Source organism: Micromonospora rhizosphaerae (assembly GCF_900091465.1).
GTDB classification, from domain to species: Bacteria; Actinomycetota; Actinomycetes; order Mycobacteriales; family Micromonosporaceae; genus Micromonospora; species Micromonospora rhizosphaerae.
Genome location: NZ_FMHV01000002.1, coordinates 2,729,829 through 2,742,064, shown reverse-complemented (window position 1 = coordinate 2,742,064; position 12,236 = coordinate 2,729,829). Strand labels below are relative to the sequence as shown.

Sequence of the window (12,236 nt, the reverse complement as noted above, 5' to 3'; positions counted from 1 at the left end):
GGACTCCGCGCCGGCGTTGCCCGACCAGCGGCAGATTCGAATGAGCGCTGGGGTGGGTCCGCAGCCCCACGCCCGCTCAGCAGTCAAACACCGACCAGCAGATGTCGTTCCGCAACCGCTGGTCGTCGAGCACGAGCTCGCGAATCGCCTCCGGGATTTGGTCACGCTGCCATCGGCACTCGAGTCGCCCTGCGGCATCGCTCTCGCCTTCCGGCGCGGCAGCACGTACGGCCTTGATCGCATAGGCGGCCGCACCGAGTTCGTGCGCGGCGACGTGTGCGACGGCCCCCGCCTGGCCAGCAGCGTACGCGGCATGCCGTGCTGCCCCACTCAGGTCTCTGGCCGCGCCCATTGCATGGCCGCCCGCCGCGCGAGCCTGCATCATCTTGACCTCACCACGCACCCAGGCGCGGGCGTGCTCGATCGCTTCACGTGGTCGCGGGTCCTCAGGCTGAACCGACTCGAACAGGTGAAGGACGTGCTCCGCGCACGACGCCGCCCAAAGAGCGAGCAGATGATGATCCGAATCAGTGAGGGTCCCACCGCGACGAAGCGTGATGAAGCGAGGGTCCCGAACCCTCGGGAGGATCATGGCTGGGCGCTCCTTACAAGGGGACGGACCGCGACTTCAACCGTAGCGTCGTTCGAGCACCAGAGCGGGCCTTCGGGCGTCGCGCGCCCTGACCCGGGATCCGCTCACACATCCTGTACTCGTCCGACTGGCCTGCGGTGTTTTCGTCCGAAGCGGTACGGCTGGCGCGTGATGGGCACCGCCGCGTCACGAGATTTCCCGCAGAAGGTGGTGCACAGTCTGTCGAGAACGGCCTGGCGGCTCCGTCTCAGGAGTGGATGCGGCCACCGTGGCCGCACAAGGCTAAGGAGACCCTGCATGACGATCCAGCGGATGGACAACGTCCTCATCGTTGTCGACGATCTCGACGCTGTAATTGCGTTCTTCGTCGAACTCGGCATGGAGCTGGAGGGCAAGGGGCCAATCGAGGGACGCTGGGTCGAGCGTGTCATCGGGATCGACGACGTCCGACAGGACATCGCAATGCTGCGGACCCCGGACGGCCACGGCCGGATCGAGCTGGCAATGTTCCATACGCCGAAGGCGATCAGCGCCGAGCCGAAGGATGCACCGGCGAACACGCTGGGCATTCGTCGCATCATGTTCGCCGTCGACGACATCGAGGACGTCGTTGCCCGCCTGCGTACCCACGGCGCCGAACTCGTCGGCGAGCTGGCGCAGTACGAGGACAGCTATCGGCTCTGCTACGTCCGCGGCCCGGAGGGCATCATCGTCGGACTGGCCGAACAGCTCAGCTGAAGCCTGCCGAAGGGACCGTGCAGCCAATTGCGCCGGACCGCCGATCGGCCACGGCCACCACCTGAGAAACCCTCGACGGCGGAGCACCTTGGCGATGAGATCGAGCAGGCATTGCGGGCCGTGGGCTGGACCGCTCGCGGCGCTGAGCCGGCTGTGCTCATGTCCGCGGTCAGGCAACGACGATCCGGGGTCCGTCGGCGCGCCATCGTTGCCGAGCGCCCTCGGCGGCATGAGCGGACGCTGGTTGATCTTGTTCGCGAGCTGTGGTCCGTGTCCGTGGCATGGCTCGGTCGGCATTGGCCTGGCCTTGCCCGGCCGAGTTGGCCTCGTCAGCTGCTCTTGAGGCGTTGCAGGGCCAGCATCACGAAGCCGCGCAGAGCGCGATCCCATCCGGCCACCGCCGGCAGGCGATCCGGGTGGACGCGTCGATCAAGATCGACCGCGCCTGATCCGGTAGGTGGCCGCCGAGGCGGTAAGCCAGGGCGATGCCGGTCGGTGATGACCACCGGCTCAGCCGGCACGTCGAGCAGATCGTGCAGCTGTTGATCGATTCGAGGATCGGGTTGCGGCGAGTGGGCCAGCGCGAGGCTAGCGCTGGCGCGGACTGGGACCCGCCGCGGTGGCACGTCGATCAGGACATGCGATGCCGCTGGGCCAGGCGGCAACCGGGGCAGCAGGGCCGCCGACCGGGCAGCGACGTCGTCGTCCGGGTCGGCGACCCAACCGATGATTACCGGCAGGAAGCCGGCGGTGACGTGATAGCCGTCCACCGCCCAGCGCACCACTTCGCCCTCGATCACCTACAGTTCCTCCTCGGTGAGCACGCCGGTACGAGCACAATCGCTCGTCGCAGCCAATCATCGCCATCGCTGGGGCCAATGGACCCCGACGTCGTGGGTGCGACCGTAGCGACCGAGGAAGTCGAGCCGTAGCGACTCCGGTGCGCAGATCATCAGCGCCGGTCCAGTCCGAAGCTCCCATCTGACGAATTTGGAAGTCCCTGCCCACCGACGACGACCTCGACGCCGCCACCGCCCGGCTCACCGTCGACCGCTGACCCAGAAAGATCAACTGCTTGGCGTTGTTTTGGCCGGAAGCTACGGATGGGCGTTCCCGGTGTGATCAGTCAAGGCAGAATCTCGACGTACCCGTCGGTTCCGTGCACGCGGATCCGCTGCCCATCGGGGATCAGTCGGGTGGCATCTACCACGCCGACGACGGCCGGCAGGCCGTACTCCCGTGCGATCACTGCGCCGTGAGTCATCAATCCTCCGACCTCCGTCACTAAGCCTGCGATGGCGACAAAGAGGGGCGTCCAGCTGGGGTCCGTGTGGGCCGTGACGAGGATGTCGCCCGGTTCGAGATCGGCCCGTGCCATGTCCAGGATGACGCGGGCCCGCCCTTCGACGGTCCCGGCGGAGACCGGTAGGCCGATCAGCGCGCCGGCCGGCATATCGTCGCGTCGGTACGCCCCGGCGATGACCTCGCCATCCGACGTGAGCACCCGGGGCGGCGTGAGCGCTTGATACGACCTGAACGCGTCCTTGCGCCGGCCGATGAGCTGGTCATCCACGCGGTTCCTGCGCACGACGTCGTGGAGCTCCTGGAACGTGAGGTAGAAGATGTCTTCCTTCTCACGAAGTACGTGGGCCTGCACGAGGCGCTCGGCTTCTTCCAACAAGGCCTGCTTGTACACGAAGTAGCGGCTGACCATGCCGTACTTCGGATACTCCCGGTACCCGATGAAGGTCCGGACCCGGTCGATCATCCGCTTCGTCTCTTCGGCCTTGCGCTCCCCGTCCGGCAGGGCCCGCAAGCGTTCCAGCAGCTCCTGCTCCTTCTTCCAGGCCTCCTGCCGCCCTTGTTCGAAGCGCCGTTCGCCGGCTCCCGGCTCGAAGTTCTTGATGTTGCCGAGGATCATGGGCACGAGCGTGGAGGGGCGTTCACTCCAACGCGGCCGCGTGATGTCGATCTCGCCGACGCAGCGCATGCCGTACTTGTCGAGCCAGTCCTCGATGGCGTCTCGCGCTTCCCGCCCGCCCGCGAGCTTGGGCAGCTCGTCCAGGAAACCCTCGTCCTCGACGTGCTGCAGAAACGCCACCACGTCCGGATGTGGGCGGATCACGTCAGCGACGCCCAGGAGCGCCAGCCCCATCTCCGACGTGACGTTGTGGGGCACGGACTGCGTGAGCGTGTCCGCCGCGTTCTTCTCGCCCAGCCACGCCTCCAGCTGCTCGTTGAGCCACCACGTGGCCTCCATCGCCGACATGAACACCTGATGGCTCTGCGGATCGAACAAGATCCGCTTCAGCTCCTGGATGTCCGCTCGGATGAAGTCGAGCAGCGCCTCTCCGGACTTCGTGCGGATGTCGCGTTCCGAGGCGGCGATGGATTCCTCGCTGCGCCCGATCAGCTCGGTGACGATCGCCGGATCGGTCTCGATCGGGGCTGGCGCGCCGCCAAACGGTGGTCCGGGGCGACCCTCGTCAGGGAGCGGCCGGATGAAGCCGTCGCGCTCGAGGATGGTCTGCAGCGCGTCCCCGGTCAGCGGATCGGATCTCCCCGCGAGCTCCAGGAGGCCGGCGCGGCTCGTCGGCGAGGCCAGCCTCTGGGTGACGTCGACGAACAGGCGGCCGCCGGCCTCGGCCATGGGCGCGGGGGTCGTCATCTGCCAGAAGGAGAGCCCCAGGGGCTTCATGGGGTCGGTCATCATCTGCTGATGCCCGACGGAGACATAGACGTGGTTCTCCCGGTCGCCGGACTCGGGGATGGGGAACAGCGTGGTGATCGGCCGGCTCTGGACGATCTGGAAGCCGTCGTCGACCAGGCACCATTCGATGTCCTGGGGGCGGCCGAAGTGCGCTTCGATCCGCCGGCCGAGCTGCGCCAGCCACACGACCTGCGCATCCGTCAGCGCCGGCTGCTCCTGCCGCTCCGGGTCGATCGCCTGTTCCTGCGTCCCGCCCGCCGGCGAGGCGTGAACCGCACGCTGCTTGGCGGCGATCGCCTTGGCGACGATTTCGCCGTCGCGCACGTTGTAGACGTCCGGGTTCACCAGGCCGGAGACCAAGGCCTCGCCGAGGCCGAAGCTGGCCTCTACGGAGGCGACCCTTCGGTTGGACGTGATGGGGTCGGCTGTGAACATTATGCCGGCCGCATGCGGGAAGACCATCTGCTGCACGACCACGGCCATGTGGACCGTACGGTGGTCGATGCCGTTGCGCTGGCGGTAGGTCACGGCCCGCTCGGTGAACAGCGAGGCCCAGCACCGGCTGACGTGCTGGAGGATCGCGGCCGGGCCCACGACGTTCAGGTACGTGTCCTGCTGGCCGGCGAAGGAGGCCGTCGGCAGGTCCTCTGCCGTCGCGCTGGATCGGACGGCGTAGGCGGCGTGCTCGCCGAGCTGGGCGAGGGCGCGGGTGATCGCCGCCGTCAGATCGTCGGGGATGGCGATCCCTTCGATGGTCCGGCGGATCTCCGCGCTAAGCGTGCGGATCGCCTCCCGGTCGTCCGGGTTCAGGCGCGACAGCTGATCGAGCCGACTGTCGATCGACGGCGCTTCCGCCATGATCCGCCGGAAGGCGTCCGTCGTGACGCAAAAGCCAGCCGGCACGCGGATGCCGTCGATCCGCGACAGCCCGCCCAGGTGCGCGCCCTTGCCGCCAACGACCGCGACCTGCATCTCGTCAACAGCTTGAAGATCCAACACGTACTGCTCGATCATTCCGATACCTCCGGGGCAGCCGTGCTCCGTTGCCCTGCGCTGGCCGGTCGAACCACCGGCGTCTCGAGCTCTGTCGAACCTCTTGTTGGGCACGTCCTCATCTCTCGTTGCCTTCCCTCTGACGAGTCGGCCGGCCGCTTCGCCCAGTCGGGCGGCGCGCACACCCGCGCCTCCGCGCCGAGCGCCCGCAACCCCACCGCCAGTCCCACCAGCGGTCCGACCTCACCGCGTCCCCAATAGGTCGATAACAACACACGCACGTCGTGCCCCATGTCTTCGTCCGTTCTTGGTCCGGCCGACGATTCTGCAGCGCGACCCGGGTCTTGCGGCAAGTCCCCCAGTCCGCTATACGTTAAAAGTGGCAAGGAGTGAGATCTCCTTGCCTTGCCTTTTGGGTCGTCCGCTGCGGACTGACACCCTTCTGGTGAAGCGGCGGCGCGCCGCGTACGGCGGTACACGTCGTTGGCCCAGGAGGATGTCCCATCGGCCTACGGGTGCGGCCGCGGCACGAGAAGTTTCTTCTCTTCGTCGGCAAGGGCCGAACGTCGTCGAGCGCGCCGCCGTTCTCCCGGACGTCGTCGCGCGAGGCGAGCGCTGGGCGAAACTCGCCAAACGGACGACCGCCGAGCTTGATGGTCGCCCTAGCTCAAATCGGCCGGCACCCAAGCGAGCGGCCCCACGCTACCCCCGCCCGGGTCGACCAGATCGTGGCCCGGCTGCCCCGCCGCACCGACCAGATCCTCAACCTGTGCGCCGCTTACGCCGGCCAACGTCGACGCCCGGCAACGCCGCTGGAGGGCCACCCCCGCCTGCTCATGTGCGGTCTCGTCGGTCCGGAGTCCGCGCATGGGTCGTAGCCGGCGTTCGAGCTGGCTGTGATCGGCCTCGATCGGACTGTTCGCGTGCCGCTCGACGTGGTGCCAGGCCGAGGGGATCAGGTCGTCGAGCACGGCGGGGTGGACCGGGGCGGCGTCGGTGACGACCTCGCTGGGCATCACCTTCAGCATCCGCAGCGCCCGCTGGAAGAACCGCCGGGCCGCGCCAGCATCGCGGGGGCCGAGACGAGCACGTCGCTGACCTGCCCGTGCTGGTCGATCGCGCGGTAGACGTACCGCCACACGCCGTTGACCTTGACGTAGGTTTCGTCGACGAACCACCGGTCACCGGGCGAGTGGCGGGCGAACCGGGCCACGTCGACCAGCAGCGGCGTGAACCGCTGCACCCACCGGAACACGGTGACGTGGTCGACGTCAACACCGCGTTCGATGAGCAGCTCCGCCACGTCTCGATACGAGAGGCAGTACCGCAGGTACCACCGGACCGCGACGACGATCACCTCGGAGGGGAAGCGGAACCCGGTGAACGCCGACTCTGGTGGCGACCAAGGGGCTCGCCCGGACGGCATTTTCGGCACCTACAGGGTTAAGGAGCTCGCTCGCCGGGTGCCACCGCCTGCCTCCGCCGGTCAGCCGTGGTAGCTGAGTCCGTGCCCGAAGGGGTAGAGGGCACCCGACCCGTCCGCGCGCGGGATCGTGACGGGCAGCTTGCCGACGGGGTTGACCTCCCCGAACAGCACGCGGGTCAGCGACTCCAACTGGGCGGCCGTGTAGCCGTACGTGGCAAGGTAGGTCGGCGCCTCGGTGAGGTACGAGATGTCGTAGGGGTTGCGCATCCCCGAAACGACGACCGGCTTGCCCGTCGCGAGCAGCGCCTTGACCAGGGCCTGCTGAGCGGCGGCCGACGCGGTGGGCAGCCCGGTGGTGACGCTGACGCTGGCCGCGTTCATCGTGGACACCACCACGAGGTCGCTGTTTGCGGCTTCGGCGACCACCTGGTTGATCGTGGCCTGGCTGGGCGTCGTGCCCGTCTCCCTGACCGTGACGGTCTGTCCGCGTTGGCCAATCGCGTTGCCGAGCGTACTCGTCGTGGTCACGCCCCAGCCGGTCACCAGAACGTTCCGCGGGTCATCACTTAACGGCAGCACGCCGGCGTCGTTTTTCACGAGCGTCGTGGTGTGATCCGTGATGACCTGCGCGTCGGCGAGGTGGTCCGGCGCGCCAACGACCTTCTCCGCCAGGTCGACGTCGACGAACGGATCGTCGAACAGACCCCTCTTCATCTTCAGGCGCAGGATCCGGTAGACCGACTCGTCGAGGCGCCGCATGGAGATCTCGCCGCTGCGGATCGCGTCGAGCACCGCGTTGTAGGCGACATCCATCTGCGGCGCCAGCACGAGCTGGTCGGCTCCGGCCTTGAACGCCTCGACCGGCGCGACGTTCGGCGGGTACGTGCTCGTCGCCCCGCCCATGTCGAGGGCGTCGGTGACGATGAGCCCGTCGTAGTCGAGCTCCTCGCGCAGCAGCCCGGTGAGGATGGGCTCGGACATCGTCGCCGGTGCGCCGCTGGGATCAACCGACCGGAGCACGACGTGCGCGGTCATGATCGTGTCGACGCCTTCGTCGATGGCCGCCCGGAACGGCGGCAGGTCAATCGCCTCGATCTGCTCGCGGGTGTGGGTGACCTCTGGCAGGCCGAAGTGGCTGTCCACTGCGGTGTCCCCGTGCCCCGGGAAGTGCTTGGCAACCGTGGCCACACCGCCGTCGTGGTACCCGTCTACTTGGGCTGCCACAATGCCGGACACCAGGGCGGGGTCCTCACCGACCGACCGCACGCCAATGACGGGGTTGGCGGGGTTGACGTTGACGTCGGCGACGGGTGCGTAGTTCTGGTTGATCCCAACGGCCGCCAGTTCGGTGCCGATCACCTCGGCCGAGCGGTGTGCGTCCGCCGTCGATCGTGCCGCGCCGAGGGCCATGTTGCCGGGCATCGCGGTGGCCGGTGCGACGAGCCGGAAGACGACCGCGCCGCCTTCCTGGTCGGTGGAGATGAGCAGCGGAATCGGTTGCCGCTGGCTGACGGCGGCCGCCTGTAGCCCGTTGGACAGCGTGCCGATCTGCCGCGGGTTCCGCACGTTGTCGGGCCCGCGCCTGGAGTCGAAGTAAATGACCCCGCCCGGCTTGTACTTGTCAATGACCTGGGCCGGGGTGTCCACACCGTAGAGCGCCCGGTTTCGGGCCGCCATGGCCGGGGACACCGAGTTGGCGTCCTGGCCGTACACCTCGACGACGAACAGCTGCCCAACCTTCTCCTGCAATGTCATGTGCCGAAGCATCTTGATGATCTTGCCGCGGAGCGTCGCGTCGTCCGAATGCCCGGGCCAATCACGGTCCGCCGCGCCGATCGGGACCTCCCCCGCAGCGACCGACGGCACCGCCGTGGACGACAGAAGCGCGCCAACCGAGACAACGGCGACGCAGACTCGAAGACCGAACCGATCGCGCATGCCAACCCTCCGGAGGGGAAGACCAGTGACCGACCTCACTGTAAGCGAACTTAACTGGGAGCGATAGCTCTACCTGCTGGGCGCCGTTGCGTTATCGGATCGGCGGACGTGTTGAACCCGTGCCGGGGTCACGGTCAGATCGCTCGAGCGAGTTCGGTGAACGCAGCGGCGACCCGCAGAGCGGGCGGGGCGCCGACCGCGGGTTCGTAGTGTCCGCGTCGGAGGTTCGTACGAAGGCATGTCCGGCGATGATCACATTTGCTGTCTTGTCGGTCCGTAACCCGCGCACCGATCCCAGTCGATGCTTCAGCTGACTGAGGTCAGCGACGTAGGTCGCGTCGACGAACCACCGGTCGCCCGGCGAGTGGCGGCAAAACCGGGCGGCATCGCCCAGCAGCGGCGTGAGCCGCTGTACGCACCGGTAGACGGTGACGTGGTCGACCTCGACGCCGCGCTCGACCAGTAGCTCCTCAACATCGGTCGGACAGGTTAAAGCGCAGGTACCAGCGAACCGCGACGACGATTACCTCGGCCGGGAACCGGAACCCAGCGAACGCCGACCTCGGAGGCAGCCACGAGCGAGGACGCGTCGGTGACTTCATCGCCCAAGTCTGCCTTGATCATGCCAACCCTCAATGCAACAGTGCCCTCGACGGTCCAACTCGTGTTCACGACACGAGCGACGCGCTTCCTGGCCTCCCCCGGCTTAACGCGACCTTGTTCGTCACCGGCGGCTCACATTCGGATGCCTCTGGGTTTGACCTCTACCGCTGACCGATTTCCGATGGTGACCTTGGGCAGCAGCGGGCCACGCCCACGGGCGTGGGGTGGGCTAGCCCTCCGGTCGGTGTTCCGCATCGGGCGCTGGTCTTACTTTGGGTATGTGACGGTGCGTCGACGGGCGCTGCCGATGTGGCTGACCGCCCTAATGATGTTTACTGTTGCCGGTTGCGGGACCGGCACGTCACCGAAACACGAGCAGGTTGAGGAGCGCCTCAACGAGATCGCCGCCCAGGCCGAACGGCCGGTCTACTACCTCGGCCCACGGTTCCGTGATTGGCCGCTGACCGACGTGGGCGCGGACGACACCGGCCGGGTCGACGCGATCTACGGGACATGTCTCGCGGTCGTCGACGGGTGTTCGCCCCCGCTCGATGTCATCAATCAGCCGCTCGACTTCTCAGCGTGGAGTATGGCCGTGGGTTGCAGCCGCCTGCCGCCGGTCCGTGGCGTCCCCGCCGTGCATTTCGGCGGTGCGCTCGTCCTGCTCACCGGTGACTCGCTGGTCACCATCGCCGTCACCGGTGATGACACGGCGACCGCCGTCGCCGCGGCGGAGCAGCTGCGCGAGGTAGGTGCGGAGCTTTCCCGTGCGGCCCTTCCGCCGCCGGACACCGGGGCCCTGCAGGTCATCGAAGCTGCCTGCGGAAGGAAACCGGGCGACACCGGGCGCAGGGAACCCGACGAGGCACCGGAACCGGTCGGGGAAATGCAGGTGCCTGACTTCACCGTGGGCCGGCTCGGCGGTGGTGACCTCCGTTGGGCGGCATACCTCGGCAAGCCCGTGGTGGTCGTGGTCGGTGACGTGCCATACGTGCTCACCGGGATTCAGCACGTCCTCGCGCTGATCACCAGTCCCCGGCCGGCCGTCATTGGCCTGGTATGGAAGCCGTTCGGTTCCAAAGACGCCCCGGCACCAATCGCGGAGATCGAACAGGAGGCCGGCCAGGTTACCGTTCCAGTCGGTTATGCCGCGATCCCCCGGCCGGCAGTCTGGTTCTTCGACATGGCAGAGATCGACGCGGCGCAGTCAGGCGTGATCGCGTTCGTCAACGCCGACGGCGCCGTCATCCGCCATGTCCGAACGGACGCGGCCGACGACGCCATCGTCGCCGCGCTAGACAGGCTCGCAGGCTGACCGGCACGCTTGCCCATCGCTAACTGCACCGCCGCCACGACGGCCGCCACAGCGGACGTCTACATATCACCGCCAAGGCCGCCCGACGGGGACCGCAGCTACACGGCGTTCGGCCGCCGCGTCCTCATCGAACGCGGCGTCGGCTGGCGCACGATCAAAGTCCAATGGCCGCAGCCGTCAGGTGCAGATTGACGGTGGGGATCCAGGCGGGGTTGATGTGACGGCCTCCGGTGCGCTGATGGTCAGCGTTCAGGCGACGCGGGTGTCATACTGCTCGCGATTGGCGTGCACCTCGTCCATGTGCGCCTCGGCCCATTCCTTGATGCCGCGCATCAGGTGATGGAGCGAGAGACCGAGGTCGGTCAGCTCATATGTGACAGTCACCGGCACGGTCGGCGTCACGGTGCGGGTGACCAGGCCGTCGCGCTCAAGGGAGCGCAGGGTTTGGGTGAGCATCTTCTGGCTGACTCCGGCCAGCCGGCGGGATAACTCGGAGTAGCGCATCGCCCGCGGATCGCCGACGCAGTCGCCCCGGGGGCGGTCCGGGCCGTCGCTGCCGAGCGCGGCCAGGATCAGCGCGACCCACTTATCGGAGATCCGGTCGACTAGCTGGTGGCTGGGGCAGCCGGCCAGGAACGCGTCGTAGTCCGCCCGCGCCTGTGCCCGCTTCTGGGCCGCCGTCTGCGTTGGCATCGGTCGCTCCTTCCTACCGAGTGGTGACCTACGCACTCCCAAGTGCCTACTTCCCGTTGGGGAGTTACCCATCCACGGTAGGTGCAGGACAACCGTTGAAGACAAGCCACAAGGAGCGAAACCTTGAGCATGCCCACCTTCCGCACCGCCGTCGTCCGCACCTCGGGCGGACCTGGCGCGATCGAGATCATCGACGTTCCCGTCGTCGAGCCCGGGCTCGGCGAGGTCCGGGTGGAGATCGCGGCTGCACCGGTCAACCCCGTCGACCTCGGGGTCGCGAGTGGCTTCTTCCACGCCATGGGACTGATCAATCAGCCGGAGCATACCGGCCTGGGTTGGGACTTCGCCGGCATCGTCGTCGCCACCGGCCCCGGCGTGGACCTGGCCGTCGGTACCCCGGTCGCCGGTCTGGTGGTCGGGTTCGACCGCGACTTCGGCACCTACGCCGAGCAGCTTGTCGTGCCGGCCGCCGACCTCGCCGTCGTGCCCGACGGGCTGGACCTGGTCGCGGCGTCGACGGTACCGCTCAACGGGCTGGCTGCGGCGCAGATCGTCGACCTGCTCGGCGACGCGCCCACCGGCGGAAACCGACTGCTGGTGACCGGGGCGGCCGGCGCAGTCGGGGGGTACGTCGCCTCGCTCGCGCAGGATCGCGGCTGGTGGGTGACCGGCCTGGCCCGAGCCGAGGACGAGGAGTTCGTCCACAGCCTCGGCGCTGGCTTCACCACACACGCCGAGCCGGGCTGGGACGCGGTCGCCGATGGTGCCGCACTGCAGGAGCAGGGTCTCGCCTTGGTCCGCGACGGCGGGGCGTTCGTCGGCGTCCGGCCGAACGCCGTGCCGGCCACGGAGCGCGGGATCACCGTAGCCGTCGTGGTAACGCACCCAGACGGCCCGCGATTGGGCGACCTGCTCGCCCGCACCGCGTCCGGCGAACTGCCAGCCCGAGTGCACACGGTCATGCCGCTGGACCAGGTAGCGGACGCCCACCGGGCCATGGCCAAGGGCGGGGTGCGCGGTCGCTACGTGCTCCAGCCCTGATCAGCAACAGCCAGCTCGACCATCCGACCAGCCACGCCTTCGGGCTGATCAACCGCCTGCTCCCGTAGCCGGGCAAGTTCCTGGCTGGACGCGCCCGTCGTGCCCAGCCAGGAACGCCAAACCTCATCGGCCCGACCTCGTGCAGCGAACTACGGACATCCTTGCCAACTTCAGACATCGACAGAGC

8 protein-coding genes and 2 pseudogenes are annotated in these 12,236 nt (G+C 68.1%); 3 read left to right on the top strand and 7 right to left on the bottom strand.

The annotated features are described in order from the left end of the window. Window positions 1–76: 76 nt before the first annotated feature. Window positions 77–592: a putative immunity protein gene (locus tag GA0070624_RS13255; protein ID WP_091340894.1), complete on the bottom strand. Its 516-nt coding sequence runs from the start codon at window positions 590–592 to the stop codon at window positions 77–79. 297 nt (window positions 593–889) lie between these two features. Between GA0070624_RS13255 and GA0070624_RS13250 the strand changes: the two genes are divergently transcribed. Next, complete coding sequence (locus GA0070624_RS13250) at window positions 890–1,330, top strand: VOC family protein (RefSeq protein ID WP_091340892.1); 441 nt, start codon at window positions 890–892, stop codon at window positions 1,328–1,330. A 329-nt stretch (window positions 1,331–1,659) separates the two neighbouring features. Here the strand turns inward: GA0070624_RS13250 and GA0070624_RS33940 are convergent, their stop codons facing one another. The 5 genes and pseudogenes from GA0070624_RS33940 to GA0070624_RS13215 form a co-directional block, all read right to left on the bottom strand. Next, on the bottom strand, window positions 1,660–2,112 hold the full coding sequence (locus GA0070624_RS33940; protein WP_141715001.1) for a hypothetical protein: 453 nt from the start codon (window positions 2,110–2,112) through the stop codon (window positions 1,660–1,662). A gap of 344 nt (window positions 2,113–2,456) precedes the next feature. Next, the gene (gene rph / locus GA0070624_RS13240) at window positions 2,457–5,054 is read right to left on the bottom strand and encodes a rifamycin-inactivating phosphotransferase (protein ID WP_091340888.1); all 2,598 of its coding nucleotides are present in this window, start codon (window positions 5,052–5,054) and stop codon (window positions 2,457–2,459) included. Between the two features lie 833 nt (window positions 5,055–5,887). Further along, window positions 5,888–6,459 (bottom strand): annotated as a pseudogene (locus GA0070624_RS13225) (IS6 family transposase); the annotation flags it as partial. A 60-nt stretch (window positions 6,460–6,519) separates the two neighbouring features. Further along, a complete protein-coding gene (locus tag GA0070624_RS13220; protein ID WP_218105148.1) occupies window positions 6,520–8,214 on the bottom strand; it encodes a glycoside hydrolase family 3 protein in 1,695 nt (564 codons plus the stop codon). A 317-nt stretch (window positions 8,215–8,531) separates the two neighbouring features. Continuing rightward, a pseudogene (locus GA0070624_RS13215) lies at window positions 8,532–8,999 on the bottom strand (hypothetical protein). Between the two features lie 245 nt (window positions 9,000–9,244). On the opposite strand from GA0070624_RS13215, the gene GA0070624_RS13210 reads away from it, so the two are divergent. Next, on the top strand, window positions 9,245–10,315 hold the full coding sequence (locus GA0070624_RS13210; protein ID WP_141715000.1) for a hypothetical protein: 1,071 nt from the start codon (window positions 9,245–9,247) through the stop codon (window positions 10,313–10,315). Window positions 10,316–10,564: 249 nt separating this feature from the next. Here GA0070624_RS13210 and GA0070624_RS13205 read toward each other — a convergent pair whose 3' ends face one another. Continuing rightward, complete coding sequence (locus GA0070624_RS13205; RefSeq protein ID WP_091340876.1) at window positions 10,565–11,008, bottom strand: winged helix-turn-helix transcriptional regulator; 444 nt, start codon at window positions 11,006–11,008, stop codon at window positions 10,565–10,567. A gap of 129 nt (window positions 11,009–11,137) precedes the next feature. Here GA0070624_RS13205 and GA0070624_RS13200 point away from each other — a divergent pair, with 129 nt between their 5' ends. After that, window positions 11,138–12,049 (top strand): NADP-dependent oxidoreductase, encoded by a 912-nt coding sequence (locus tag GA0070624_RS13200; protein WP_245719150.1) that lies wholly within the window; start codon window positions 11,138–11,140, stop codon window positions 12,047–12,049. The last annotated feature ends 187 nt before the right edge of the window (window positions 12,050–12,236 follow it).

Excerpts from the sequence above, each read along its gene's own strand:
- GA0070624_RS13255 (WP_091340894.1), bottom strand. The coding sequence starts at position 592 with ATGATCCTCCCGAGGGTTCGGGACCCTCGCTTCATCACGCTTCGTCGC.
- GA0070624_RS13250 (WP_091340892.1), top strand. The coding sequence starts at position 890 with ATGACGATCCAGCGGATGGACAACGTCCTCATCGTTGTCGACGATCTC.
- rph (WP_091340888.1), bottom strand. The coding sequence starts at position 5,054 with ATGATCGAGCAGTACGTGTTGGATCTTCAAGCTGTTGACGAGATGCAG.
- GA0070624_RS13220 (WP_218105148.1), bottom strand. The coding sequence starts at position 8,214 with ATGACATTGCAGGAGAAGGTTGGGCAGCTGTTCGTCGTCGAGGTGTAC.
- GA0070624_RS13205 (WP_091340876.1), bottom strand. The coding sequence starts at position 11,008 with ATGCCAACGCAGACGGCGGCCCAGAAGCGGGCACAGGCGCGGGCGGAC.
- GA0070624_RS13200 (WP_245719150.1), top strand. The coding sequence starts at position 11,138 with ATGCCCACCTTCCGCACCGCCGTCGTCCGCACCTCGGGCGGACCTGGC.